This is a genomic window from Promicromonospora kroppenstedtii (assembly GCF_044389675.1).
Taxonomy (GTDB): Bacteria; Actinomycetota; Actinomycetes; order Actinomycetales; family Cellulomonadaceae; genus Promicromonospora; species Promicromonospora kroppenstedtii.
The window spans coordinates 175,288-201,509 of the sequence record NZ_JBIRYI010000001.1 but is presented as its reverse complement, the minus strand read 5'-3'; the positions used below and the strand labels follow the sequence as shown (position 1 = coordinate 201,509).

20 protein-coding genes are annotated in these 26,222 nt (G+C 70.4%); 4 read left to right on the top strand and 16 right to left on the bottom strand.

Annotated elements, in window-relative coordinates:
• Window positions 1-14: 14 nt before the first annotated feature.
• A complete protein-coding gene (locus ACH47X_RS00920) occupies window positions 15-2,057 on the top strand; it encodes a M13 family metallopeptidase (RefSeq protein WP_397400524.1) in 2,043 nt (680 codons plus the stop codon).
• Between the two features lie 95 nt (window positions 2,058-2,152).
• Here the strand turns inward: ACH47X_RS00920 and pepN are convergent, their stop codons facing one another.
• Window positions 2,153-4,717 carry an aminopeptidase N gene (gene pepN / locus ACH47X_RS00915; RefSeq protein ID WP_397400522.1) on the bottom strand — a complete coding sequence of 855 codons (2,565 nt, stop codon included), beginning with the start codon at window positions 4,715-4,717 and terminating at the stop codon, window positions 2,153-2,155.
• Window positions 4,718-4,925: 208 nt separating this feature from the next.
• Here pepN and ACH47X_RS00910 point away from each other — a divergent pair, with 208 nt between their 5' ends.
• Window positions 4,926-5,939, top strand: a complete 1,014-nt coding sequence (locus ACH47X_RS00910) for a hypothetical protein (protein WP_397400520.1) — start codon at window positions 4,926-4,928, stop codon at window positions 5,937-5,939.
• 75 nt (window positions 5,940-6,014) lie between these two features.
• On the opposite strand, the gene malQ is transcribed toward ACH47X_RS00910, so the two are convergent.
• The 3 genes from malQ to ACH47X_RS00895 all read right to left on the bottom strand — a co-directional run bounded on the left by malQ (window position 6,015) and on the right by ACH47X_RS00895 (window position 9,817).
• Entirely contained in the window at window positions 6,015-8,249 is a 2,235-nt protein-coding gene (malQ, locus tag ACH47X_RS00905) for a 4-alpha-glucanotransferase (RefSeq protein ID WP_397401496.1), read from the bottom strand.
• Window positions 8,250-8,338: 89 nt separating this feature from the next.
• Window positions 8,339-9,394 (bottom strand): mechanosensitive ion channel family protein, encoded by a 1,056-nt coding sequence (locus tag ACH47X_RS00900; protein ID WP_397400518.1) that lies wholly within the window; start codon window positions 9,392-9,394, stop codon window positions 8,339-8,341.
• Window positions 9,395-9,583: 189 nt separating this feature from the next.
• Window positions 9,584-9,817 (bottom strand): glucose PTS transporter subunit EIIB, encoded by a 234-nt coding sequence (locus tag ACH47X_RS00895; RefSeq protein WP_020018155.1) that lies wholly within the window; start codon window positions 9,815-9,817, stop codon window positions 9,584-9,586.
• A 134-nt stretch (window positions 9,818-9,951) separates the two neighbouring features.
• Here ACH47X_RS00895 and ACH47X_RS00890 point away from each other — a divergent pair, with 134 nt between their 5' ends.
• Both ACH47X_RS00890 and ACH47X_RS00885 read left to right on the top strand, forming a co-directional pair.
• A complete protein-coding gene (locus tag ACH47X_RS00890) occupies window positions 9,952-10,347 on the top strand; it encodes a globin (protein WP_397400516.1) in 396 nt (131 codons plus the stop codon).
• A gap of 45 nt (window positions 10,348-10,392) precedes the next feature.
• Entirely contained in the window at window positions 10,393-11,343 is a 951-nt protein-coding gene (locus ACH47X_RS00885; RefSeq protein ID WP_397400514.1) for an acyl-CoA thioesterase, read from the top strand.
• Between the two features lie 15 nt (window positions 11,344-11,358).
• Here the strand turns inward: ACH47X_RS00885 and ACH47X_RS00880 are convergent, their stop codons facing one another.
• The 12 genes from ACH47X_RS00880 to ACH47X_RS00825 form a co-directional block, all read right to left on the bottom strand.
• The gene (locus ACH47X_RS00880) at window positions 11,359-11,859 is read right to left on the bottom strand and encodes a hypothetical protein (protein ID WP_397400512.1); all 501 of its coding nucleotides are present in this window, start codon (window positions 11,857-11,859) and stop codon (window positions 11,359-11,361) included.
• 575 nt (window positions 11,860-12,434) lie between these two features.
• Complete coding sequence (locus ACH47X_RS00875) at window positions 12,435-14,618, bottom strand: ABC transporter permease (protein ID WP_397400510.1); 2,184 nt, start codon at window positions 14,616-14,618, stop codon at window positions 12,435-12,437.
• Complete coding sequence (locus ACH47X_RS00870) at window positions 14,615-15,271, bottom strand: ABC transporter ATP-binding protein (protein WP_397400508.1); 657 nt, start codon at window positions 15,269-15,271, stop codon at window positions 14,615-14,617. The genes ACH47X_RS00875 and ACH47X_RS00870 overlap by 4 nt, the downstream gene beginning before the upstream one ends.
• 19 nt (window positions 15,272-15,290) lie before the next feature.
• Entirely contained in the window at window positions 15,291-15,680 is a 390-nt protein-coding gene (locus ACH47X_RS00865; RefSeq protein ID WP_397400506.1) for a hypothetical protein, read from the bottom strand.
• A 754-nt stretch (window positions 15,681-16,434) separates the two neighbouring features.
• Window positions 16,435-17,085 (bottom strand): hypothetical protein, encoded by a 651-nt coding sequence (locus tag ACH47X_RS00860; RefSeq protein ID WP_397400504.1) that lies wholly within the window; start codon window positions 17,083-17,085, stop codon window positions 16,435-16,437.
• Between the two features lie 119 nt (window positions 17,086-17,204).
• The gene (locus ACH47X_RS00855; RefSeq protein WP_397400502.1) at window positions 17,205-17,705 is read right to left on the bottom strand and encodes an acyl-CoA thioesterase; all 501 of its coding nucleotides are present in this window, start codon (window positions 17,703-17,705) and stop codon (window positions 17,205-17,207) included.
• Window positions 17,706-17,750: 45 nt separating this feature from the next.
• Window positions 17,751-19,586, bottom strand: coding sequence for a dynamin family protein (locus ACH47X_RS00850; protein ID WP_397400500.1), 1,836 nt, complete (start codon window positions 19,584-19,586; stop codon window positions 17,751-17,753).
• A complete protein-coding gene (locus ACH47X_RS00845) occupies window positions 19,583-21,664 on the bottom strand; it encodes a dynamin family protein (protein WP_397400498.1) in 2,082 nt (693 codons plus the stop codon). Before ACH47X_RS00845 ends, ACH47X_RS00850 begins: the two co-directional genes overlap by 4 nt.
• Before the next feature lie 64 nt (window positions 21,665-21,728).
• On the bottom strand, window positions 21,729-22,571 hold the full coding sequence (locus tag ACH47X_RS00840) for a hypothetical protein (RefSeq protein WP_397400496.1): 843 nt from the start codon (window positions 22,569-22,571) through the stop codon (window positions 21,729-21,731).
• 165 nt (window positions 22,572-22,736) lie between these two features.
• A complete protein-coding gene (locus tag ACH47X_RS00835; protein ID WP_397400494.1) occupies window positions 22,737-23,651 on the bottom strand; it encodes a phosphotransferase in 915 nt (304 codons plus the stop codon).
• A 224-nt stretch (window positions 23,652-23,875) separates the two neighbouring features.
• Window positions 23,876-25,558 (bottom strand): energy-dependent translational throttle protein EttA, encoded by a 1,683-nt coding sequence (gene ettA / locus ACH47X_RS00830; RefSeq protein WP_036966876.1) that lies wholly within the window; start codon window positions 25,556-25,558, stop codon window positions 23,876-23,878.
• A 126-nt stretch (window positions 25,559-25,684) separates the two neighbouring features.
• A complete protein-coding gene (locus ACH47X_RS00825; RefSeq protein WP_397400492.1) occupies window positions 25,685-26,176 on the bottom strand; it encodes a single-stranded DNA-binding protein in 492 nt (163 codons plus the stop codon).
• Between the last annotated feature and the right edge of the window lie 46 nt (window positions 26,177-26,222).

The following is a 26,222-nucleotide window of genomic DNA, read 5'->3' as shown; positions in this document are numbered from 1 at the left end:
CGTACGCTGGCGCAATGACGAGCGATGCCACAGGACCCACGTCGGGAATCGACCTCGACGCACTCGACCCCGCCACCCGCCCGCAGGACGACCTGTACCGACACGTCAACGGGCGGTGGATCGACTCCCACGAGATCCCCGCCGACCGTGCGATGGACGGCGCCTTCCGCGACCTCTACGACCAGGCCGAGGTGCACGTCCGCGAGATCATCCAGGACGCGCCCACCGGGTCCCAGATCGGCGACCTGTACGCGAGCTTCATGGACACCGAGCGCATCGCCGAGCTCGGGACGACGCCCCTGGACGAGGACTTCGCGCTCATCCGCGACGCCGCCGACGCCGCGGTCCTGACCCGGGCGCTCGGCACGCTGCAGCGCACGGGCGGCGCGGCCGGCGTCCGCTTCTGGGTGGACAACGACGCGACCGACCCCGAGAAGTACGTCGTGTACCTGCGGCAGTCCGGGCTCGGCCTGCCCGACGAGGCGTACTACCGCGAGGAGCAGTACGCGGCGCTGCGCAAGAAGTACGTGCCGCACGTGGCCCGGATGCTGCGCTTCACGCCGGTCCACGAGACGTGGGGCATCACGGCCGACGACGCCGCCCAGCGCGTGTACGAGGTCGAGAAGCGGCTCGCCGGCCACCACTGGGACGTGGTGCGCGACCGTGACGCGACGCTGACCTACAACCCGATGACGCTGTCCGCCCTGGTCGAGTCCGCGCCGGGCTTCGACTGGGTGGCCTGGGCCGAGTCCCTGGGCGTCCCGTCCGGCGCGTTCGACGACATCGTGGTCCGCGAGCCCGACTTCGCGACCGGGTTCGCCGCCCTGTGGAGCGAGCTGTCGCTGCTCGACTGGCAGCTGTGGATGACGTACCACGTGGTCAGCGCGCGGGCGCCGTACCTGACCGACGACATCGTCGAGGCCAACTTCGACTTCTACGGCCGTACCCTGACCGGCGCGCAGGAGGTGCGCGAGCGCTGGAAGCGCGGCGTGGCCCTCGTGGAGGGAGCGCTGGGCGAGGTCGTGGGCTCGGAGTACGTCGCGCGGCACTTCCCGCCGGCGCACAAGGCGAAGATGGACCGGCTCGTGGACGCGCTCGTCGCGGCCTACCGGGAGTCCATCGAGGGGCTCGACTGGATGACCGACGAGACCAAGGCGAAGGCGCTGACCAAGCTCGAGAAGTTCACGCCCAAGGTGGGCTACCCGGTGCGCTGGCGCGACTACTCCGGCCTGGAGGTCGACGCCGCCGACGTGGTCGGCAACGTGCGCCGGTCCAACGCGTTCGACCAGGACTTCGAGCTCGCCAAGATCGGCAAGCCGCTGGACCGCGACGAGTGGTTCATGACGCCGCAGACCGTCAACGCCTACTACAACCCGGGCATGAACGAGATCGTCTTCCCCGCGGCGATCCTGCAGCCCCCGTTCTTCGACCCGGAGGCCGACGACGCCGTGAACTTCGGCGGCATCGGCGGCGTCATCGGGCACGAGATCGGTCACGGGTTCGACGACCAGGGCTCCAAGTACGACGGCGACGGCCGCCTCGAGGACTGGTGGACCGACACCGACCGCGCCGAGTTCGAGAAGCGCACGAGCGCGCTGATCGCGCAGTACGACGCGTTCCGGCCGGCACAGCTCGCGGCGTCCGCCGTCGGCTCCGAGGCCTCCGAGGCCTCCGGGGAGGGCGAGGGCGACGGCGAGAGCGCCGCCGAGGCACACGTGAACGGCAGCCTGACGATCGGCGAGAACATCGGCGACCTGGGTGGCCTGTCGATCGCGATCAAGGCCTACCGGATCGCGCTCGGCAAGCCGCTGGACGAGGCGCCCGTCGTGGACGGGCTCACCGCCCTGGAGCGGATCTTCCTCGGCTGGGCCCAGGTGTGGCAGTCCAAGGGCCGCGACGAGGAGGTGCTGCGCCGTCTGGCGACGGACCCCCACTCCCCCAACGAGTTCCGCTGCAACGGCGTGGTGAGCAACGTGGACGAGTTCTACGCCACCTACGACGTCAAGCCGGGCGACGCGCTGTACCTGGCCCCGGAGGACCGGGTCCGCATCTGGTAGTCGCCCCTGACCTTTGAGGCCTAAGTTTCTTCGCTTTGAGCTGGGTCAAAGCGAAGAAACTTAGGCCTCAAAGGTGTGCGGCCCGGCCGCCCCCGTCAGGCGTCCTTGGCCTGGGCCTTCAGCGCGCGCTCGGTACCCGCGAGGGCCTCGACGACCAGACGGCGCAGCGCCGGGGCCGCGTCCGCGTTCGTCTCCAGCCAGGCCCTCGTCGCGTCGCGCAGCTCCGCCGACGCCAGCGGGGCCGGGTAGAAGCCCTCGATGATCTCCTCGGCGATGTGGTAGCTGCGCTCGTCCCACACCTTGAGCACGGCATCCAGGTACGGCTGCACGACGTCGGCCAGCGGGGCCGGGTCGTTGACGTGCAGGAACCCGAGGCCGGTGTTCCGGATGATCGCGTTCGGCACGTCGGCGGCGTCGACCACCGAGGACAGGGCGGCGAGCTTGCCCTCGACCGTCGGCTTGGCGGCCCGCGCACGGGCCGCGGACTGCCGGCCCGTGGCGGTGTCGTCGGCGGCCAGCGTGGTGTCGATCTCCGCGTCGCCGGCGGCGCCGTTGAGCACGAGACCCTCCAGCAGCTCCCAGCGCAGGTCGGTGTCGATCTCCAGGCCGTCGAGCGCGACGGACCCGTCCAGCAGGCCGGACAGCGTCGCGACGTGCGCGGGCGTCGAGGCCACGTGCGCGAAGAACTTCACGAGCTGGAACTGGGTGTCCGAGCCGGCCTCGGCGTCGCCCACCAGCGACCAGAGCGTGTCGCCCACGCCTGCGAGCGTCTCCGCCCGGGCCGACGGCGCCACGAACTGCTTCGCGGCCAGCACCATCTGGTTGAGCGTGGTGCGCAGCGTCGTGGACTCGGTCTCGCCGGCGATACCACCCAGCACGAGCCGCACGTAGTCGGACGCGGGCACCTCGCCGTCACGCACCGCGTCCCAGACCGAACCCCATACCAGGGACCGGGCAAGCGGGTCGGTGATGTCGGCCAGGTGCTCCAGCGCGACGCGGAGCGACTCGGCGTCGAGGCGGATCTTCGCGTAGGCGAGGTCCTGGTCGTTGAGCAGCACGAGCGCCGGGCGGTCGAGCTCCACGAGCTCCTTGACGTCCGTACGGGGTCCGTCGACGTCGACCTCGACGAACCGGGTGCGCACCAGCTCGCCGCCGTCGGACAGGCTGTAGAAGCCGATGCCGAGGCGGTGCGGGCGGATGGTGGGCCACTCGGCGGGCGCCGTCTGCTCCACGACGAACGACATGATGCGGCCGTGGCTGTCCGTCTCGATGATCGGGCGCAGCGTGTTGACGCCGGCCGTCTCGAGCCAGAGCTTGGACCATGCCTTGAGGTCGCGGCCGCTGGTGGCCTCGAGCTCGGTGAGCAGGTCGGGCAGCTCGGTGTTGCCCCACGCGTGCTTGCCGAAGTAGGCGGACACGCCCGCGATGAACGCGTCGCGGCCCACCCAGGCCACGAGCTGCTTGAGCACCGAGGCGCCCTTGGCGTACGTGATGCCGTCGAAGTTGACCTGGACGTCCTCCAGGTCCTTGATCTCGGCGACGATCGGGTGCGTGGACGGCAGCTGGTCCTGCTTGTACGCCCACGACTTCTCCATCGCGGAGAATGTGGTCCAGGCCGCCTCGAACTCGGTGGCCTCGGCGGTGGCGAGCGTGGAGGCGTACTCGGCGAACGACTCGTTGAGCCACAGGTCGTTCCACCACTTCATGGTGACCAGGTCGCCGAACCACATGTGCGCCAGCTCGTGCAGGATCGTCACGACGCGGCGCTCACGCACGGCCTCGGTCACCTTGGAGCGGAAGACGTACGACTCCGTGAAGGTCACGCAGCCCGCGTTCTCCATCGCGCCCATGTTGTACTCGGGCACGAACAGCTGGTCGTACTTGGTGAACGGGTACGGCACGCCGAACGTGGACTCGTAGAACTCGAAGCCCTGGCGGGTCTTCTCGAAGATGTAGTCGGCATCGAAGTGCGCGGAGAGCGACTTGCGGCAGAACGCGCCCAGCGGGATCTCCCGGCCGTCCGACGACGTCAGCGACGAGCGGACCACCGCGTACGGGCCCGCGACGAGCGCCGTGATGTACGTCGAGATACGACCCGTGGGCTCGAACGTCCAGGTCGCGGCCTCGACACCGGGCTCGGTGGCGTGCTGCGCGGGTGCCGGCTCCGGCGTCGGCTCGTTGCTCACGACCTCCCACGCGGCGGGCGCGGTGACCGTGAACTGGAACGTGGCCTTGAGGTCGGGCTGCTCGAAGCAGGCGAACACCCGGCGCGCGTCCGGCACCTCGAACTGGGTATAGAGGTACACCTCGCCGTCCACGGGGTCCACGAAGCGGTGCAGGCCTTCGCCGGTGTTCGTATAGCCGCAGTCGGCGACGACCACGAGCTCGTTGTCCGCGGCCAGCCCGTCCAGGGCGATCCGCGAGTCGGCGAACACGACGGCGGGGTCCAGCTCGCGGCCGTTCAGCGTCACGGACCGCACGGCCGGTGCGACCAGGTCGACGAAGGTCGCGGCACCCTCGGTCGCGGTGAAACGCAGCGTCGTGGCGGACACGAAGGTGTCCGGACCGGTGGTCAGGTCCAGCGCGATCTCGTACGACTCGACCGCGACGACGCCGGCGCGTTCGACCGCCTCGGCGCGGGTCAGGTTCTCTCCGGGCACGGGCCCTCCACGTCTGTCTGCTCATGGGCGCCGAGCGGCACCCCGCGCGTCCGAATGGCGCGCTTTATCGGTTGGCTTCTCGTCCGGTCTGTGAACTACCTGCGACGACTCGTCGATCATGCCACGCAGGAGTAACAGCGAGTAACGCCTTTGTGTACGATCGACCGCGGTCGCCCAGACCGACCGATTTGAGCTGAGGAGTTGCCCGATGTCCGGCACTGTGCCGCCACCGCCACCGCCACCGGGCGGCAGCCCTGACGAGGAGCCCACGGCTCCCCTCCAGGAGCAGCACCCCGCCACCATGCCGACGCCCGTCCAGCAGGCGCCGGTGCAGCGTGTCTCGGCGGCGACGCGCAAGCCGCCCGCCATCTCGCCGACCAACCAGTTCGCCCAGGCCGTCACCCCCGCGCCCGCGGCGCCGGGCGCTCCCATGGTGCAGTCCGTGCAGCGCGGCGGCGACCCGACGATGCAGCAGCAGTACTACCCCGAGCAGTACCAGCAGCAGGGGTACGCGCAGCCGGGCGGCTACCAGCAGCAGCCCGGCCAGTACCAGCCGCAGGGGCAGTACCAGCAGGGGGGCCAGTACCAGCAGCAGCCCACGCAGTACCAGCCGCAGGGCTACGACCAGTACGGCCAGCCGGTCTACGCCGGGCAGCCGGGCGGCTACCAGCAGGAGCCCGAGCGCAAGAAGCTCAGCCCCGGCTGGATCGCGTTCATCGCCCTGGACGTGCTGCTCGTGATCGCCGCTATCGTGTTCGCCGTGAACCTGCTCGGCTCCCCCGACACCTCCGCGACCGGCGGCCAGTCCCCGAGCGCCGAGCAGTCGACCGAGCCGGAGGCCGAGGAAGGCCTGGAGACCGACGGCGGGGCCGGGGTCGAGACCTTCGCCGCGCCGTCGCTCAACATCACCTGCACGATCTCCGCCGAGGCCGCGACGTGCGGCATCGCGGAGCTCAAGCAGAAGCCCGCCCCGGACGCCTCGTGCGGCGGCGCGTCCGGCTACGTCGCGAAGGTCGACCCGACCGGCAACGTGACGCAGCCGTGCGTAAGCAAGCAGGAGCAGCCCAAGAAGGCGCCGCAGGACACCGCCATCGTGGACTACGGCCAGTCGAAGTCTGCGCACGGGTTCACGTGCACCAGCGCCAAGACCGGCATGACCTGCGTTGCCGACGCCACCGGCAGCGGCTTCTCGATCGCCCGCGCGGGCATCGGGCAGGCCTGACCCTCGCTCGGTGCTGGTCGAGCTTGTCGGGACCCGCGTCTCGACAAGCTCGACCAGCACTGTCGCCACGGCGGGTTATGCCGGCGGCTCCTCGTTCATCACCGTGACGAGCGAGCGCAGGCGGGCGTTGCTGAACAGGTCCTCCAGCAGCACGACGGTCCCCGCCGAGTCCGCCAGCGGCACCCGCCAGTTCGGGTACTCGGAGTCGGTGCCGGGCTGGTTCTGCGCCCGGCGCTCGCCCACGGCGTCGGCCAGCGACACCCCCACCAGCGCCGCCGGCGTGTCCTTGAGGTAGCGGTGCAGGCCCTCGACCAGCTCGCGCTCCGAGGGGTCGAACGTCGTCAGGCCGCGCCGGGAGAGCGCCTCGACCAGCGACTCGCGCTCCTGCCGGGCGCGCCCGCGCAGGACCGTCGCGTCCTCCGTGAGCAGCCCGAGGCGTTCGCGCAGGTCCACGTGCTCGCCCGCGAGGTAGCCCGCGGTGGGCGGCAGGTCGTGCGTGGTGACGGTGGCCAGGGCCTGGGCGCGGTAGGCCTCCGGCTCGACCGGCACCCCGTCGGCGTCCCGCTCGAAGAGCAGCACGGACGTGCCGAGGATGCCGCGCTCGGCGAGGTAGTCCCGGATCCACGGCTCGAACGTGCCGAGGTCCTCGCCGACGACGGCGACCCCGGCGCGGTGCGCCTCCAGGCACAGGATGCCGATGAGCGCCTCGTGGTCGTAGGTGACGTACGCGCCGGCCGACGCGCGCGCCCCGCCCGGGATCCACCAGAGCCGGAAGAGCCCGAGGATGTGGTCCACGCGCAGGCCGCCGCAGTGCCGCAGGACGGTGCGCAGCATCTCGCGGTAGGGCGCGTAGCCCACCTTCGCGAGCGCGCGCGGGTGCCACGGCGGCTGGGACCAGTTCTGGCCCTGCTGGTTGTACATGTCCGGCGGGGCGCCCACGGACACGCCCCGGGCGAGGACGGCGGCGTCCGCCCAGGCGTCGGCGCCGTCCGGGGACGAGCCGACGGCGAGGTCCTTGAACACGCCCATCCGCATGCCCGCGTCGAGGCCGGCGCGGTGCGCCGCGCGCAGCTGCTCGTCGGCCACCCACTGCAGCCAGCAGTAGAACTGCACGCGGTCGGAGAGCGCGTTGCGCAGCGTCTGGACGCCGGACGAGCCCGGGTCGGCGAGCTCGACGGGCCAGTCGCGGCCGTCGAGGTGCTCCTTGATGGCGCACCAGGTCGCGAAGTCGACCAGGCCTCGGCCCTGAGCCAGCACGAACTCGTCGAAGGCGGTCTGGCGGGCCGCCGAGCGGGGCGCGGTGTACACGACCTCGAGCGCGGCCTTCTTGGCCTCCCAGATCGCGTCGCGGTCGATCGGGCCGGAGTCCTCGGACAGCTCCCGGACGGGCTCGGCGGCCCACTCGACGAGTGAGCGGTCCGCGGCGGAGAGGTACGCCGTCTCACGGATGTCCTCGACCCGGATGTACAGCGGCGACATGAAGCGCCGAGAGGTCGGCAGGTAGGGGCTCGGGGTCACCGGCAGCACCGGCTCGGTGGCATGCAGCGGGTTGACCGCCACGAAGTCGGCCCCGCCGTTGTGCGCCGTCTGCCAGGCGAGGTCGCCCAGGTCGGCGAGGTCGCCCATGCCCCAGGAGTCGCGGGAGCGCACCGAGTAGAGCTGGACCATGAAGCCCCAGGCCTGCTTGCGGGCGATCTTCTTGCGCAGCTCCAACCGGGCCGGGGTCACGACGAGCGTGGCCTTGGCCGTCTGCCCGCCCGACTCGGCGTGCAGCGTGTGCCAGCCGAGCGGCAGCGTGTCCGGGAGCGTGAACGTCGCCCGGCCCACCTTGCGGCTGTCCACGGTGCGCGGCTCGGTGTAGACGTCGGCCTGGCGCAGCGGCACGCGCGTGCCCCGGACCGTGGCGAACGAGCCCGTCGCGGTCGTGGCGCCGGGCGCCGCCACCCGCCAGGGCGTGGCGCTGGCCGGCACCGCGGGCGTCTCGGTCTGCTCCAGCTCGACCCACGCGGTCACGTCCGCGCCGTCGGCCACGTGCACCGCGACCTGTACCTCGGTGCCCTCCCGCGCGACGACCGTGGGCGGGAGCATCGTGCGCCACTCGTCGTCGCGGGCCCGCTCCAGGCTGGCCGTGACGGCCCCCGGGGTCGACGCCTGGACGCCGAGCGCCTCCAGCACCGCGACGAGCGTCGAGGAGCTGACCTGCTGCTCGACGCCGTCGTGGTCCGTGTACTCGCACTGCACGCCGTGGGCGGTCGCCAGCTCTGTCAGCTCCGCGGGCACGGCGGATCCGTCTCCGGTGGCCCCGGGCATCGGTTCGTCGGTCACAAGGCAAGATCCTGCCATCTACCGACGCGTACCGGGCGCAACCAGGCCCGAAAAGCTCACCCGGCCCTGCGCCGTCAGCTGACGCCGGGGGTGTCCCCCGCCACCGCCTCGTCGAACGGCGCGGGCGCCGAGCGCGCGACGATCCCGGCGTCGAGCAGCGCCGCGTGCGCCGCCACACGCAGCGAGCGGGCGACGGCCCACTGCTGGGCGGGGCGCACCTGGGCGTGCAGCGTGAAGGTCAGGCCACCCTGGTCGACGTCGTCCACGCCGCGCACGGACGGTGTCTCCAGGAGGCTGTCGGCCAGCTCGGGGTCGTTCTTGACCCGGTCGACGGCGCGGCCGAGTGCGGCTCGCACCGCGTCGATGTCGGCGCCCAGGGGCACCTGCACCGGGGCGACGGCGCGGCTCCACTCCTGGGTGCGGTTGCCCGCGCGCAGGATCTCGCCGTTGCGGACGTACCAGAGGGTGCCGTCGAAGGCCCGCACCTGGGTGAGCCGCAGGCCCATGGTCTCGACGGTGCCGACGACGCCGGCGCCCAGGTCCACGTTGTCGCCCACGCCGAACTGGTCCTCGATGAGCAGGAACACACCGGAGATGAAGTCCTTGACCAGGCTCTGCGCGCCGAAACCGAGCGCGACGCCGACGACGCCGGCAGAGGCCAGGAGCGGAGCGACGGGCCAGCCGACCGTCTGCATGATCGAGAGCACCATGACGGTGCCGATCACGATGTTCACCGCGGAGTTCAGCACCGAGCCGACGGTCCGCGCGCGCTGGGCGCGCCGCTCGGCCGCGCGCGGGTTGACCGCGCCGAAGACGTCGGCCAGCGCCTGGGGCGTCATCAGCGCGTTCTTGCGCTTGCGCTTGGTGGTGGCTCCCGAGACGGCACCGGGCGTGGTCACCGGGATCGTGCCGGTGGTGGTGCCCACCGGCGGTGCCGCGGTCTCGACCACGGCCCGCGGCTTCTGGCCGATGGCGATGCGCTCGGTGAGGGCCGTGACCACACGGCGCAGGACGGCGATGGCGACGGTACCGCCGACCAGGATGAGGATGACGGTCAGGGGCTTGTCGCCGAACCAGACCCAGAAGTCCTCGGCGCTGTCGAACACGGAGGCAGCAAGAGACTCGAACACGACACGAACGCTACTCGGGTCGGCGCCAGCGCCCGCGCATCTCAGCCCGGGTCCGAGGGACCACTGCGCGATTTTCACAGCCCGTTCGCGTCGCGGTTGCACGCCGCCGGACCGTCGTGAAGCAGATCACGGGCCCGGGACGAGTCCCGGGCCCGCGCACGTCACGCTCTCTGACTCACGCCCTCGTGATCACACCCTGAGCGTATCCAACTCGGCCGCGAGGTTGTCCGCCTCGGGGCCGACGATCACCTGAACCACCCTGCCCGACCGCACCACGCCGAACGCGCCCGACGACTTGAGTCCGGGCTCGTCCACCAGGGACGGATCGCTCACCTCGACACGGAGCCGGGTGATGCACGGTTCCAGCTCGACGACGTTCGAGGTTCCCCCGAGTGCCGCAAGGATCTGGTCAGCCTTGGTCATGTCTCAACTCCCACCGTGCGTCGCTGCAGGTATGGGTAACACCCTATCCGTGCTGGCAAGCCCTTCGCCCGGGCAATTGTCGACTCGCTCACACGAGACCGAGTTTCACCGGACCGTCATACACGAGTGGCAGGATGACAGGCGTGACCCAGGAACCCTCCTTCTTCGACGCCGTCGGCGGCCACGACACGTTCGCGCGCCTCGTCGACGCGTTCTACGACGGCGTCGCCGACGACCCCGTGCTGCGCCCCATGTACCCCGAGGAGGACCTCGGGCCGGCGAAGGAACGGTTCACGCTGTTCCTCGAGCAGTACTGGGGCGGGCCCGGCACCTACTCCGCGCAGCGTGGTCACCCGCGACTGCGGATGCGGCACGCGCCGTTCAAGGTGAACCCGGACGCCCGCGACCGCTGGCTCGCGCACATGCGGACCGCCGTCGACTCCCTGGGGCTCGCACCGATCCACGAGTCGCAGCTGTGGGACTACCTGGAGCGCGCGGCGTTCAGCATGATCAACACCTTCGAGGACTGACCCGCTCGAAGACCCACCCAGAGGAACCGAAGGAGACGCCCGCACGTGGACGCCACCCCTGACCTGATCACCGGCGACGCCCCGTCGGACCACACGCCCGATGCGCTCGACCGCCTGCTGCAGGTGCTCGACCTGCGGCATCTGGAGGGCTGGGGTCCGCGCGGCGAGGAGGACGTGCTGCGCGGGAACAGCATGCCCGCCCTCGCGAACCGTGCCTACGGCGGTCAGGTGCTCGCACAGGCGATCCTGGCAGCGGACCGGACGGTGCCCGACGGGCGTCAGATCCACTCCCTGCACGGCTACTTCCTGCGGGAGGGGCGGGTCGAGGAGCCCATCGACTTCGCGGTGGAGCGACTGCGCGACGGGCGCTCGTTCAGCGCGCGCCGCACCCACGCGATCCAGTTCGGCAAGCCGATCCTGTCGATGATCGCCTCCTTCCAGGAGGACCAGCCCGGCTACGACCACTCGATGCCGATGCCCGACGGCGTCCCCGCGCCCGACGAGGTCGGCTCCGCCTTCGACGAGCTCGCCTCCCTCAGTGCCGACTCACGCGCCCAGTTCTGGGCGGACTCGCCGTTCGAGCTGCGGCACGTCGGCGGGTCGCTGTACCTGCACCCGGACACCGCGGTGGCCCGGGGCGGCACGCCGCCCGCCACGCAGCTCGTCTGGATGCGCACGCGTCGTCCGCTCGGCATCCAGGACCAGTCGATGCACCGCGCCCTCCTGGCCTACGCGTGCGACCAGCTCATGCTGGAGCCCGCCATGCGCGCCGCGGGCAAGTCCTGGCAGGACGTCGCCGCCACGGTGCCCATGGCCAGCCTCGACCACGGCATGTGGTGGCACCGCGACGTCCAGGTGGACGAGTGGATGCTGTTCGTCCAGTCCTCGCCCACGGCCCAGGGCGGCCGCGCCCTGGGCACCGCGAAGGTCTACACGCAGGACGGCGTCTTGGTCGCCACGGCGGGCCAGGAAGGCATGATCCGGCTGCCGGCGTAGTGAGACAGCGGCGCATCACCCCAGCATTGCAAAGCCAGCTGATGCGGCAGGATACGCGCCAAGCGCCGCGATCTGGAACGGGACGAGCCTTGTCGGCTGAATCAAAGCAAACGATGCATGGAGTACGAACCCAACTCCAAGAGCCAGCGCCAGCGCATCAGGAAATGCTAGGAGCCCCATCAGCAGCACTTCGGACACGATCACGCCTTGAGCCACGCGCCGCCACGCTACTGGTTGAATATTGTAGACCCAAGCATGACGACTCAATCGGGCAGTCGCGATCACGTAAAGCGTCGCCCCAGATCGGAACTGCTCGCTCTGCACCTTGGCAAGCGCTCCACCCACATATAGTCCAGAAATGAGTACCGCAACTGCGCCTAACGTCCACGGCGAAACCTCACCTGGATCACTCCGGAGCGTTGGAATCGACGAGCAAAAGATCAATATCCCCATACCCGCCGTCATGAACAAAGTGTTGTGCTTGAATCGGATAAGAGTCGACGTCAGCATGGCCATCGCAGCAAGTATTGCCGAGACTCGAGGGGCGATTCCCGCTACCATAAGGGCCGGAAAGACGATCCGTGTCACAATCGCCAATCTTGTCGCCCATCGGACGAAACCCACCGCCTGGCTCGTAACGATCCCACCCCTGGCCAGCCGCTCTCCAACTCGCGGACCAGCCCAACGGCCTTCGCGAAGTTCCTGGAGCGCAGCGAGCGTCGTCGATGCCGATAAGGCGACAACGAAGACCATCATTGCGAATTCCGCTGATAAACTAAAACTCATAACAGGTTCCCAATCGAATACTTCACGTCATCGAAACCTTCCCTGATAACGAAAGTTCCGCGGCACGGCCCTTCGAAACGCTCCAACTTCTCCATGACGGTACCAGCCGAGGCCCAAATCTCACCGGGTTCAAAGAGTGCGGGCACATCGATCCTGCACCCGTCCGGCCCATAGATGTCGTGCTCAAGAAGAAATCCGATTGATGTATACATTGCCCAACGGAGTACTCGCACGCGTCGGGAGATCAGACCGCGCGCCGTCAGAACCACGAGCAAGGCGAACGAAACTAGGGGGAACACTACTACTCATTCCTCAGGAATTCCCAGGGATATACGTCCAATTGCTCGCATACACGCATGCCAGGTTGCCAGCCACGCCACAATCCCTGTACCCACCGCGGCCAGCGCACACGCGACAGCAAATCCAATCGGCAATTGATATCCAGTATTTGTAAGTGGCCAAATCAGCAGCAATGCGAACAAACAACCGCCGACCACGGCCACGGCCACGGGAGCAACTATGCGCCACAAGAGAACTTCGGCAGCAAAACGGCCATTAGGAGCCATCGTCTGCACCGCCAGAAGCGATCTGGTGGCCCGGAACAACTCGTTGCTGTACGAGATCCACAGCGCGGCGAAGCCATACAACATACCGATCCCCCCAAGCCAGGTCACCCAGCGCGCCTGATGGATCGTGACCGCGCTACCGGTCACCCATCCCCCATCAGGGAATTCTGCATGCCACGTTGGCGCCGTCATAACAGCAAGCTCGTTCCGCAGATCTGCGAGATCAACCGGTGACCCATCCCGGCGTGCGACGAACAAGGTGACGATGGGTTCGTCGTCGGTAGGCGGCTCGATCTCGCCTATCACAGTCTCAACCTCGGTAAATGGTGCGCTCGCCCAAGTGGGGGTCTCCCCGGCCTCCGTAAACCCGAGCACTCGCGCGTCCTCCTCTGAACCAATGTAGGCGATGTTCTCAAGGGCAGGACGGGACGCCCGCTGCGCCACAACTGCATAGTTCTCACCTAGGTCCGACAGCACCGCCGTCCACGACTGATCCGAGGACACACGGCCTGCTGACACCGTGGCGACCTGACCTCCAGCCAGCTCACTCTGCGTCCGGAGATCGCGATCCACCGAGCCAAGCGCCTGCGCGAAGCTGTAAATAAAGGCGATCAGAACGATCAAGATCGCAGCTGTCGCCCCGAACCGGGTCGCTGGTGCGGGCGCCGCACCGAGTTGTCCAGCGCCGACGACGGCGCCTGCGTCTCCCGCACGCCAAGCATCCGTACGCCATCGACGCGCAACGATTTCCAGCCAGGACCGCGTCGACAAGGGAATCGCGACAACGGTCGCCAGCATCCCAGCTCCGAAGACCGTCGGCAAGAGATCGATGGCGCCATTTGCGATGGAAACATTCATGGCGATGACAGTTATGCTCGCCACTCCTGGTGCAAGAGCGGCGCGGATCAGAGAACCACTCCGCCTTCCGGTCGGCGTCGCCCGACGCCGCTCACGCGCCGCGCCAAATGGCGAGGTCGCGATCAGCAGCGTGGCCACCATTCCACCGGCCAGCGCCACGGCGACTGCCACTACCGCCTCGCGCAGGTCAACGGAGCGAATCGTAAACTCGACTCCCGGCAACGGAACGTCGACCGCCATGGCGACTCCCGCTAGCCCAATTGCAGCTGTCCAGCCAGCAAGCAGCGGAGTACGAGCCTCACCCCAAAGGAAGGCACGAATACTCGACGGCCGCGCACCCAGTAGGCGAAGGATCCCGACACGACGTGAGCGCTGTGTCGCGCCGATTCTGACGCTGGTCGTTACGAACCAGCCGGCCGGCACGGTCAAAAAGACGCCGACCACCCATAGCAGAGTGCTCATCGGCTGCCGGTATAGAGTTCCACCGAAGTCGTCACCCCCGGCCGGAAATCCGCCAAGTGTCCCGACGCGATCGCTGGAATGCACGCCGAATCCGGCGGCCACTGCGGCGTTGTGCTTGGTGAGTTGTGCGCCAGCTCCGACATAGACCAGCCGCTCGTGGTCCTCAAGTAAACCATCTCTGCCAATCACACCCACCGTATCGCCATATCGCCCCGCGCCACCCACTGCCGCCACCTCATCGGTCCCGAGCATCGCTGGCGACGCAATAACCTCGCCATCGCCAGGCCACGTTTCCAGCCCCGGCGGCAATGGCGGGCTATCCACCAGAGGCGCAAGGTAGACGACGCTGTAAGGCAAATCGTCTGCGGTACGCGATTCGTCCTGCGTCGACACCCAGAGCACGGATGGCGACCCGTCAGAAGACTCATCCGGAGCGCGTTCTGAACCACGGCTATCCCAGCCCGCGTAAGTTGCTGGAACTACGATCAGGGCGACAAGGCTGAGCAGGAAAACAGCTGTCGAAACGGCCAGGGCAGCCGTGCGCAGCGGCTCGAAGCGCGAGCGCCGCCTCAAGACCGCGCCGCTCTTAACCAATCCGTTCATCGAGTACGCCCGGAATTCATCGCACTCAGGTCCATGATGCGGTCGGCACGCGCGGCTATTGCCGGATCATGCGTAACCACCAATAGACCACATTCCCACTGCTTCGGGGCTGCAAAAAGTACGTCGGCAACGTTGTCCCGGATTGCAGGGTCCAGCGAACCCGTCGGTTCGTCAGCGAGCACCACCGTTGGCTCATTCACCAGAGCCCGGGCCAATGCTGTCCGTTGCCGTTCCCCCCCGGACAATTGATCAGCAACGTCGCGGTCCTGAGGTACAGCGAACGCCTCCAGGAGCGCAGTCGCCCGCGCAACAGCTTCGTTGCGCGGGCGACCGGCGATCAAGGCGGGTAGCGCCACGTTCTCGACCGGCGACAACTCTCCTAGGAGTTCTCCGTGCTGGAAGACGATTCCGATCCGCGAAGCCCGCAGTTGAGCCAACGCACGTCCCCGCAGTCCGACGACATTCGTACCTGCGACCCGGATCGCCCCCCCTTGCGGGCGGACGGTGCCCAGCACGCAGTTGAGCAAAGTCGTCTTTCCAACACCAGATGGGCCGACAATAGCAATTGACTCACCTCGGCGCAGCTCAAGCGAGAGCCTTCGTAGGATGGTCGCTCCGCCGAGGGCGACGTCAAGCTGTTCGACTTCCAGCACGGGAGAATTCATTACTCTTTCACTCAGCGTCGATTGCGGGAAGCCCCGTGCTCTTGTAGGCGGAACAGGACATCGGGAGAACCCCGCCCTGCGCCTCGCACGAACGGATGTGGGTGATGTTGCGAGGAGACGTGGTTACAGCATTGCTCGTCGAGGTTCCGCATCCGTTCTTGTTGACGGTGCTACCGGTCACGTCACCATGCTGAGTGCTGACTGACTTGCCCCAAGCGCTAGTGAAGAGACCGTTGCACGCCGTGTCCTTCGAGTGGATGTAGTTGGTCGCGGAGCCGGTGTTGGTAGCCTGTGAGCCTCGATAGTCGACCGACGCCGCCTGCGCCCCGGTCACGCCCATGCCCACAATGAGGGCGGCACTGGTACCAATCATGGCGATCATCTTTCGGATCTGCATATTGCTCTCCTCCGAGTTTTCGAACGTATCTCGACGTTGTCGGCCATCACGGGCCGGGCTCGCAGTCCGAAATTGTCGCGGAAGGTGGCCAATCGGTCAATTTGGACAAATGTCCAGTTAAAGCGCGGCAAGCGATTCGCTCCCACTGGAACTCTAGATCAATCAGGCCAAGCAGTCCGGAACGCTGGTTGAATTCGATCTCGAAAGCACATTTTCATTCATCTGAGGGCGCCCTGATGTGATCTGGGTCACAAGACAACGTTGCTCAGCACTTAGTGGGGCCACGGCAATGATCAGCCCCGACGTCACTACTGCGATGGTTCCAACTACTCGCACCGCATGAGAACTGACTGTGCGTGGAGGCGTCGAAGAGCACCAGGCCGGACGGGTCCCGGTCCGCCCGTAGTCCCCCCGCCCGAGCATGTCGGCTCCTCCCTGGACGAGCTCGCGAACGTGCCGGGGGCGTCGACGCCCGCGCCCACTTCTGGGCCGGCTCCGCCTTCGAGCTGCGCCACGTGGGCGGGTCGCTGTACCTGCACCCGGACGCCTCGGTGGCCAACGGCAGCACGCCGCCCGCGACCCAGCTCGTCTGGATTCGCGCCCGCCGCCCGCTGGGCATCAAGTCACAGGCCATGCACCGCGCGCGCTCGTCGCCTCGGCGGGCTAGGAGGGCATGATCCGGCTGCCGGCGTGAGCGGTGCCGTGGGCGCCGTCGCCGTCGTTAGCCGGGCCGCATAGGCCGCCCGGCCAGCATCTACGCCCCGAGCTCCGCGAGCCGGTCGCGGGCCGCCTGCTCCGCCAGGCGGACGGTCGCGACCTCCGCCGGCGAGGCCGCGACGTCCACGCGCTGCTCCAGCGCGCGCACGAACAGGGCCAGCGCTTCCCCGAGGTAAGGGCGTGCCTGGTCGGCGTGCACCTCCAGCGCCTGGTCGTAGCGACACCGGCCCCAGTCCTGCAGGGCACGGAACTCCAGCTTGCGCGCGTGCTCGATGCTCGCGGCGTGCTCGCCGTGGTGGCGCGCGGCCTCCAGCGCCAGGCCGAACAGCAGGTCGGCCTCCGAGAACCGGTGCCGCCACTGCAGCACGTGGGCCAGCCGCAGCAGCGGTGCCACCGCGCCCAGGGGCACGTCGGCGGCGTGCGAGTGCGCGGCTGCGGCGTCGTCCGCAGGGCCGCCCGCCAGGTCGACGGCGAGCCAGCCGAGGCGCTCGGCCTCGGCCAGCTCGGCCTCGGGCTCGTCCGCCTCGGCGGCGAGCGCCCTGGTCAGGGGCACGCGGACGGCGAGCGTGGCCGGCTCGTCGCGGGCAGGGCCCCGTGCCAGCTCGGCGAGGTACGCCTGAGCCGCCGGGACGTCGTCGAACACCTCGTGCAGGGTGATCGGGTCAAGGTAGTGCGTGGGCAGATCCACTGTTCCTCCGTGGCCGAAACCAAGGGGGATGAATTTACCAATTCGGACACCCTGAGGACCAGTCAGCGGCGTGTCGAACGCGCAGGTCACCCGGGTGAATCCTGCGTCGGACGCGTGGGTCAGCCGCGGTGGCGGAAGGTGATCGGCTCCTCCTCGAACGCCTTCCAGGCCAGGCGCTCCGCCTCGGTGAGACGGCGCGGCCGGTCGGTGGCGGCATCGACGAACACGAGCGTGGTGGTCGCCCGCGCGTAGGGCTTGCCGCCCGACGTCGGACCCGTCTTCGGCATGCTCGCCGCGCCGTCGTGCACCTCGTAGCAGACCTCCGCGCTGGCCCCGCCGATCCGGCCGAGCCACATCTCCACGCGCACCGGCGTGCGGGTGAACAGCAGCGGCCGCAGGTACTCGATACGCTGCCCGGCCACGAGGGTGTGCGAGTCGGCCTCGGGGCCGGTCGGCACCACCGCCGTCGGCCAGGCCTCGCCCTCCGGCGCCTCAGGATGCAGCCAGAAGGCCGTGATCCGGGCGTCCTCCAGGAGGCGGAACATCGCCACGTTGTTGACGTGGGCGTAGGCGTCCAGGTCGGACCAGCGCAGTGTGACGGGAACGTGCAGGCGTGTCATGGTGCCTATCCTCTCCCGGCGGCTCCGCCCTGCCGCCCGCCGGTCTCAGCTCGCGGCGACCGTCGCCGCCGTCCGGCAGCTCGCGAGCCGGGCCAGCTCCTCCCCCACGGGTTCCCGCACGAGCCGGTCGGCGACCTTGCCCACCGACTGCCGCAGGCGGCGGCGCGCGGCCATCGCCCGGCGGCGGGCGCCCAAGGCGCCGAGGATCCGGCAGACCAGGGCGAGCAGCAGGCCGAGCAGCACCCCGCCCAGCACCAGGAGCGTGGGCCAGGGAATCGTGAAGAGGTCGACGCCGACCCCCACGTCGGAGCCCGGTTCGGGCGCTCCCGGGAAGACGACGCCGGCGTCCCCCGACCAGGTCGGCAGGGTCAGCACGGGCGTCGGCAGCGGCGGGAGCTGCAGGTACGCGAAACCGAACAGCACGAAGAGCCACACCAGGCCCGTGACCAGCGCGGCGACCAGGAGCCACTGCACCACGTTCACGAGCGACCACCACACCGGTCGACGCGACACCTCGACCCGGGTCGTGGCCACGGCCTGGTCCAGGGCGTCGGGCAGCGCGTCGATGCCCGCCTGGCCGCGCGAGCGCGCCGCCAGCACCCACGGATCGGCGACGCCGCGCGTCACGTCCTCGACATAGCGCCGCACGGCGGAGGCAGCGGTGGACCGCACCGCCGGCCGCGCCGTGGGCAGCGACGTGCGCACCAGGTCCTCGCGGCCCGACGGCGCCCGCTGCTCCCGGTCTGCCGAGCGCAGGCCGAGCCGCCGCAGCGGGTCCTTGCGCAGCCGCCCGACCCACCTGGTCAGCGGCCAGCCGGTCGCCGCCCGGGCGTCACGGCGCGCGGAGCCGCGCACGGCGTCGACCACCGTGGGCACCCCCGCGGCGTCCTCCAGGGCCGCCACCAGGTCGCCCCTGGCCTGGCTCCCGGCTCGCGACGGCGGCGGCGTGCCGCACTCGTCGACGATCCGCTGCGCCACGACCCGCTGGTCCGCCGCGAGCCGGGCGGTCGCGGCCTCCCGCTTGGCCGCGGCCTTCGCCAGCAGCCCCCGCAGGTCGTCCATGCCCTGGCCGGTCTTCGCCGAGACCGCGAGCACGCGCGCGCCGTCCAGGCCGTCCTCGGCCACGAGCCGCTTGAGGTCGGACAGCATCGCCGACGTCTCCTCCGGCGTCAGGCGGTCCGCCTGGTTGAGGGCCACGACCACCACCTCGGCGCGCCCGGCGAGCGGGCGCAGGAAGCCCTCGTGCAGCGCGGCGTCGGCGTACTTCTGCGGGTCCACCACCCAGACCAGCAGGTCGGCGCGCTGCACCAGGCGCTCCGCGCGCATGCGGTGCTCGGTCACGACCGAGTCGTGGTCGGGCAGGTCGAGCAGGACGAGGCCGGTGGTGTCACCGGCCGGGGTGCGCCGGCGGAAGGGACCGCGGGCGGGGGCGGAGCCCTCCGCTCCGCCGGTCGAGCGTGTCGGGACCTCGCTACCGGCCTCCGGGGTCTCAGCAGGCTCGACCCGCGAGGAAGGCTCGGCCGCCGACGGGCCGCTGCTGCCCTCCCCGACATGGTGCCGGCGGCCGACCTCCAGCCAGTCCAGCAGCGGGTCCGCGCCGTCGCCCCAGACGGCGGCCATGGGGTGCGACGTCGTCGGACGTCGCACGCCCGGCTGCGCGATCGCGAACCCGGCCACCGCGTTCAGCACCGACGACTTGCCCGATCCCGTGGCCCCCGCCAGCGCGACGACGGTGTGCTCGGCGGACAGACCGCCGCGCTCGCGTGCCCGGGTCACGACGGCGTGCGCCTCGGCCAGGAGCGCCGGCGCGATGCGGCCCTCGGCGGCCTGGACCGCGGTGTCGAGCGCCGAGGTGCGGGCGGCCAGGTCGAGCCGGCTCATCGGTCGCCCTCCCCGAACAGACGCTTCCAGAAGCCCTTCCGGGGCTGCTCGGTCAGGTCGCCCCGGCCGTCGACCGGGCCCGTGCCTGCCGCCTTCGCGCGGACGCCGCGCAGCCCGCGGCCCTCGACCAGGTCCTGGTCGGGCGCCGAGCCCGACGCCGCGTGCGCCTCGCCGGCCCGCGACCGCCGTTCCGCCGAGGCCGCGGCGGCCACGGCCGAGGCCGCCGCGCGCAGGCCGGGACCGCCCGCCTCCGCGGAGCCGAGCGCGTCGAGCTGGGCGGTGTAGCGGGCGGCCTGCCCGTCCATGACCGCCTGGATGCGGGCGCGCAGCCGGTCCCGGGCCTGCACGGCCAGCCGCCGCACGGCGTCCTCCCCGAACACGGCCTCCAGCAGGCGCTGGGCCAGCACGGCCGAACCGCCCGCGATGCCGACCTCGATGCCGGTAAGCCCGCCCGTCGAGGCGAACACGAAGATCATCAGCGCCACGCCCAGGCCGTTGACCCCGAAGGACAGCGCGCGGGCCCGGCCGCGCTTGGACTCGCCCTGCTCGCGCACGAGCCCCAGGACGTCGCCCTGCCAGCCGCGGATCTGCTCGCCCACCTCGGCGCGCAGCGCCGCCGGCGTCCGCGACAGCTCCAGGCCCTCCAGCAGCGCGGCGCCCGCGGCGTCGCCCCGCCAGCCCTGGTAGGACCGCTCGGCGGCCTCCTCGGCGGCGTCGAGCACCACGGACTCCAGCCCGTGGGCGATCGCCTTCTCGACCTGGGGCGCCTCCTTGGGCTTGCCACGGAAGAACGTGCCCACCGCGTCCCGGAACCGGCCGATGCCCTCCTCCACGGCGCGGAAGAACTCGCCCGTGCCCACGAAGTCCTGCCAGCGGGCCAGCACCTCCCCGCGCAGCAGCGCCCCGTCCGACGTCGCCGCGGCCACGTGCGCCACGGCGTCCGCGTAGGCCCGGTCCACGACGTGCCGCAGCCGCACGTCGGCGGCCTCCTGCTCGTCCGCCGCGTCGGCCAGCTCGCCCGCCCGGAGCACCAAGGAGTCGACCACGCCGTCGCGGGTCGCGGCGATCACGCGGCGGCGCGCGTCGGCGTCGCCGCCCAGCCCGGTGAGCCAGCGGGAGACGTCCCCGACGCCGTCCTCGGGCAGCATCCCCTCGACCAGCTCGCCCTCGGCGATGACGAACAGCGGGCTGTCGGGCAGGCCGTGCTCGACCATCATGTCGCGCAGGTCGTCGGCAGTGGCCTCAGCGCCCGGGTCCACCCGGTCCAGCACCATCGCGACCTGCGCCTTGCGGGCCGCGGCCTGGTTCAGCAGGTCCCAGGGGACGGCGTCGGCGTAGCGGGCGGACGTCGTCACGAACAGCCAGAGGTCTGCCGCCCCGAGGAGCTGCGCGGCGAGCTCGCGGTTGGCGGTGTCGACCGAGTCGATGTCCGGCGCGTCCAGCAGAGCCAGGCCCCGGGGCAGGGCGTCGCTCGGCACGAGGCGCAGGGTGCGGGAGGGCTCGGCCGGCGCGGAACCGTTCGACGCCGCGGTACCCGAGCCCGCGCCGCCCGACGCCGTCACGCGCGCCAGGCCGGGCAGCACCCGGTCCGTGGAGAACCAGCGGGCGTCCAGCGGGTGGTGCACGAGGACCGGCGCCTTGGTGGTGGGCCGCAGCACGCCCGGCTGCGTCACCTTCTCGCCCAGCACCGAGTTCACCAGGGTCGACTTGCCCGCCCCCGTGGACCCGCCGACCACCACGAGCAGCGGCGCCTTCTGGGCGCGCAGCCGTGGCAGCAGGTAGTCGTCGAGCTGGTCGGTGGAGCGGCGCAGCTCGGTGCGGGCCGCGTCCGCGCCGGTGGTCTCCAGCGGCAGACGCAGCGCGCCGAGCCGGGCCCGGAGCACCTCGAGCGCCCCGGTCAGCCCGGACTCGTCGTCGGGCAGAGCGGGCGCGGCGGGCGGGGCGTCCGGTGCGGCGGGCGGGGCGTCCGGCGCGGCGGGCGGGGCGTCCGGTGCGGCGGGCCGCCCGGCGGTCTGCCACGGGCTCGCGTCCCCTCGCGCTGTGCCGGGCACCGCGCCGTCGTCGCCCTTGTCGGTCATGGCGCTCAGTCTGCCGCAGCAGCGCAGGTCAGGCGCGCTCGTGATGTGGCAACGAGGTGAAAGCTCAGCCGCCGAGGCGGGACCGCAGCCAGTCCAGCGCCGCGTGCGCGACCTCGCGCTGGACGGCGCGGCCGTGCGGGGCACCGGGCTCCGGCGGCCGCATGGACTCGAGCACCAGCGCCCCGGCGACGACGGTCACGGCGCAGGTCAGCGCCTCGGGGTCGACGTCGGGCAGGGGATGCCGGTCGAGCACCACCCCGGGTGGCGGCGCGCCGTCGACCCGGAGGTACGGCAGCAGGAGGACGACGTCGAGGAACGAGGCGCCGTGCGACGGCATGAACCAGTCGACGGCGTGGGCACTGGTCGCGTCCCAGCCGTGGTCGGTGATCAGGATCGACTCCCGGCGCAGCGCGCCGTGCACCAGGCTCTTGCCCGACATCGCCTCGCCCGCGTAGCCGGCGATGTCGGCCAGGTGCTCGACCTTGTCGAACAGCCACGGCGTGAACGCCGACAACCCGGCCGGCCGCATCGCGGCGATCGTGGCCCAGGCGCCCACGTCGATCTGGTCCAGCGCGTCGGGCAGGCCCGGGGGCGCCTCGGTCGAGCCGATCTGGATCGCGAGCTCGACGGCGGCCGCGAGGTCGGCGTCGTCCCAGGGGTCACGCGGCGGGCGGATGGGCTCGTTGCGGTAGCCGAGCACCACCCAGCGGCCTGCTCCGGGAAGCTCCTCGTCGACGTACCACTCACGCTCGAGGCTGGGCACGTCCTCGGGCAACGTGGCGAGCGAGGCCGCCTCGGCGGCCATGCGGTCCTGGGTCACCGGGGCCTCCGGCCCCACCGCCCGTACGATCGACCGGCCCGAAGCCGTCTGGAGCACCTCGAGCGGGGCCAGGTCCGTTCCGCTCATGGGGGCCGAACCGATCACGCGGCCCCCCATCGACTCGCTGACACGAGAACGGACAGACGGGGGTAGATCGGACCAAGCCGGTCGCCGCACAGCGCTCATGGCCGGAGTGTGCCGAACTGCGCTTTCACCCGCAAACCACAGTTTGTGTTGCGAGAATCGTGCGGGTCAGAAACCGAGCCTGGTCTGCAGCCATGCCACGGCGGTGCGCGCCAGCCGGTGCTGGTAGGCCCGCAGCTCCGGCATGTCCATGGGCGGCGAGTCCATCGACGACTTCACGTAGTGGCCGGCGAGCACCGCGATCCAGCACGTGACCGCGTCCCGCTCCGTGCCGGGCGGCAGGCCGTACCGGCGCAGGGTGGCCTCGGGCGGCGGCCCGTCGTTGGTGCGTACGTGCAGCAGCATGGAGACCAGGTCGAGGTACGGCGCGCCGACGCTGCCGCGGATCCAGTCCGTCACCAGCGGCTTCTCGCCGAGCCGCGCGGGCAGCAGCACGTTCTGCACCCGCAGCGTGCCGTGCTGCAGGCTCTTGCCGGCGATCGCCTGGGGGGCGTGCGCGGCGATCTCCGCGAGCCCCTCCAGCCGGTTGGCGAGCCACGGCGAGTGGTTGGCGAGGCCGGCGGGCCGCTTGTCGGCGAGGTACTCCCAGGAGTCCGTGGGGAAGACCCGCTCCTCGGGGAGGAACATCGAGTCGGCGGGCGCCTCGACCTCCCCGATCCCACGCACGATCTTGACCATGGTCGCGACGTCCTCCTCGGGAAAGGACGGGTCGATCGGCCGCACGTTGGACTTCATCGCGTAGCCGACAGCAACCCAGGTGCCGAGGTTCGGCAGCACGTCGTCCAGCGACCAGAGGAGCTCAGGATGCGGGGCCGCGGCGGGCAGCAGCGGCGAGAGCGCGATCTCCTGTCGCAGGAAGTTCAGCGGGCCCGGCTGCTCGGTGCCGATCGCCTTGACGAAGACGTGGCCCTTGGTGGTCTGCACCTCGAAGCGCGCGCCGGGCAGGATCCCGGAGTCGTCGTCAGGGTGCCGCGCGGCGATCACTCGGGCGCCGAGCAGATCGGTGATGCGGTCGCGCAGCACGGGCGGAAGCTCACGCCATCCGGGACGTAGGGCAGGGCTCACTGCGGCATCTTGTCGAACATGTCCCCTGGCAGCAAGGAACCGATGCGAAATTCGCCCGCTATGCCGGGTTGGCTCCTCGCCTTTGAGGCCTAAGTTTCTTCGCTTTGGGTCGCCTCAAAGCGAAGAAACTTAGGCCTCGAAAAGGAGGGTCAGTCACAGGCCGGCCCCCGGGCGCCGCGTCGTCAGTCGCGGGTCAGCTTGCGGTACGTGACCCGGTGCGGGCGCGCCGCGTCCGCACCCAGGCGCTCGACCTTGTTGGCCTCGTACGACTCGAAGTTGCCCTCGAACCAGTACCAGTTCGCCGGGTTCTCCTCGGTGCCCTCGTAGGCCAGGATGTGCGTGGCGACCCGGTCGAGGAACCACCGGTCGTGGGAGACCACGACGGCGCAGCCCGGGAACTCCAGCAGGGCGTTCTCCAGCGAGCCGAGGGTCTCGACGTCGAGGTCGTTGGTGGGCTCGTCGAGCAGCAGCAGGTTGCCGCCCTGCTTGAGCGTCAGCGCCAGGTTGAGGCGGTTGCGCTCACCGCCCGACAGCACGCCTGCCGGCTTCTGCTGGTCCGGGCCCTTGAACCCGAACGACGCCACGTAGGCGCGCGACGGGATCTCGACGTTGCCGACCTTGATGAAGTCGAGCCCGTCGGACACGACCTCCCACAGCGTCTTCTTGGGGTCGATGCCGCCTCGCGACTGGTCGACGTAGGAGATCGACACGGTCTCGCCGACCTTCAGCTCGCCACCGTCGAGCGGCTCCAGGCCGACGATCGTCTTGAAGAGCGTGGTCTTGCCGACGCCGTTCGGTCCGATGACGCCCACGATGCCGTTGCGCGGCAGCGTGAACGACAGGCCGTCGATCAGCACGCGGTCGTCGAAGCCCTTCTTCAGGCCGGTGGCCTCCAGCACCAGCGAGCCCATGCGCGGGCCCGCGGGGATCTGGATCTCCTCGAAGTCGAGCTTCTTGGTGCGCTCCGCCTCGGCAGCCATCTCCTCGTAGCGGGCCAGGCGGGCCTTCGACTTGGTCTGGCGGCCCTTGGCGTTGGACCGCACCCACTCCAGCTCCTCCTTGAGACGCTTGGAGAGCTTGGCGTCCTTCTTGCCCTGGACCTCCAGGCGCGCCTGCTTCTTCTCGAGGTACGTCGAGTAGTTGCCCTCGTACGGGTAGAGGCGCCCGCGGTCGACCTCGCAGATCCACTCCGCGACGTGGTCGAGGAAGTACCGGTCGTGGGTCACGGCGAGCACGGCGCCCGCGTAGGACGCGAGGTGCTGCTCGAGCCACAGCACGGACTCGGCGTCGAGGTGGTTGGTCGGCTCGTCCAGGAGCAGCAGGTCGGGCTTCTCCAGGAGCAGCTTGCACAGCGCGACGCGGCGGCGCTCACCACCGGAGAGCACCGACACGTCGGCGTCCGGCGGCGGGCAGCGCAGGGCGTCCATCGCCTGCTCGAGCTGGGAGTCGAGGTCCCACGCGTCGGCCGCGTCGATGTCCTCCTGGAGCGTGCCCATCTCGGCCAGCAGCGCGTCGAAGTCCGCGTCGGGCTGGGCCATGAGCTCGGAGATCTCGTCGAACCGCGCCTTCTTGGCCAGGATCTCGCCGACGGCCTCCTGGACGTTGCCGAGGACCGTCTTCTCCTCGTTCAGCGGCGGCTCCTGCTGCAGGATGCCCACGGTGTAGCCGGGCGACAGGCGGGCGTCGCCGTTGCTCGGCGTGTCCAGCCCGGCCATGATCTTGAGGATCGTGGACTTACCGGCGCCGTTCGGCCCGACGACGCCGATCTTGGCGCCGGGCAGGAAGTTCAGCGACACGTCATCGAGGATGACCTTGTCGCCGTGCGCCTTGCGCGCCTTGTACATGGAGTAGATGTATTCAGCCACTGCCTGTGTTCCACCGTTCACAGAAGGTACGTCGGATGGGGTGCGCTCTCGCGGAGCGGGTGCCAGGGTTCGTCCGCGCAGGAGAACCCTGGCACCCGCGGACCGCTGAGCACGACTGGCACCAGCCTACGCGGTCACCAGCTCCCGCTGCCCGACGCCCGCCTCGTCGTCCTCATGCTCCGGCACCTCCGGGGCGCCGACGCCGAACGGGTCGACCGGCAGGCCGTCCGCGTCCCGCGGCGCGGGCGCCAGCGCCTCGTGGTGCACGACCCGCGAGTACTCGACCTTGCCCCGGGTCGCGTCCACACCGACCCCGGTCGCCTGGATCACGAGGGTGGAGCGCTGGACCCCCTCGGCGGTCTCCCACTGCTCGACCTCCAGCCGGCCGGTGACGACCACCGGGTCGCCCTTGCGCACCGACCTGGCGAGGTTCACCGCGGCCGTCCGCCAGGTCTTCACCGAGAACCACAGCGTGGGGCCGTCGGTCCAGTCGCCGTCCTCGTTCATGAAGCGTCGCGTGCTGCCCACGCGGAGCATCGCGTACTCCTTGCCCTTGCCCGTGTGCAGCGCGGGGGTGTTGCCGGCGCGGCCGGAGACGGTCACCGTCACGTCGTTCATGGAGCCCTCCTGGGTGTCCCGGACCGGCCCTCGCGGCCGGCCCGTA

Coding starts and splice junctions, on each gene's coding strand:
- ACH47X_RS00865 (WP_397400506.1), bottom strand. CDS start 15,680: ATGCAGATCCGAAAGATGATCGCCATGATTGGTACCAGTGCCGCCCTC.
- ACH47X_RS00910 (WP_397400520.1), top strand. CDS start 4,926: ATGTCCGGCACTGTGCCGCCACCGCCACCGCCACCGGGCGGCAGCCCT.
- ACH47X_RS00895 (WP_020018155.1), bottom strand. CDS start 9,817: ATGACCAAGGCTGACCAGATCCTTGCGGCACTCGGGGGAACCTCGAAC.
- ACH47X_RS00850 (WP_397400500.1), bottom strand. CDS start 19,586: ATGAGCCGGCTCGACCTGGCCGCCCGCACCTCGGCGCTCGACACCGCG.
- ACH47X_RS00825 (WP_397400492.1), bottom strand. CDS start 26,176: ATGAACGACGTGACGGTGACCGTCTCCGGCCGCGCCGGCAACACCCCC.
- ACH47X_RS00845 (WP_397400498.1), bottom strand. CDS start 21,664: ATGACCGACAAGGGCGACGACGGCGCGGTGCCCGGCACAGCGCGAGGG.
- ACH47X_RS00840 (WP_397400496.1), bottom strand. CDS start 22,571: ATGAGCGGAACGGACCTGGCCCCGCTCGAGGTGCTCCAGACGGCTTCG.
- malQ (WP_397401496.1), bottom strand. CDS start 8,249: ATGCCCGGGGCCACCGGAGACGGATCCGCCGTGCCCGCGGAGCTGACA.
- ACH47X_RS00875 (WP_397400510.1), bottom strand. CDS start 14,618: ATGAACGGATTGGTTAAGAGCGGCGCGGTCTTGAGGCGGCGCTCGCGC.
- ACH47X_RS00890 (WP_397400516.1), top strand. CDS start 9,952: ATGACAGGCGTGACCCAGGAACCCTCCTTCTTCGACGCCGTCGGCGGC.
- ACH47X_RS00920 (WP_397400524.1), top strand. CDS start 15: ATGACGAGCGATGCCACAGGACCCACGTCGGGAATCGACCTCGACGCA.
- ACH47X_RS00880 (WP_397400512.1), bottom strand. CDS start 11,859: ATGGCCATGCTGACGTCGACTCTTATCCGATTCAAGCACAACACTTTG.
- ACH47X_RS00855 (WP_397400502.1), bottom strand. CDS start 17,705: ATGACACGCCTGCACGTTCCCGTCACACTGCGCTGGTCCGACCTGGAC.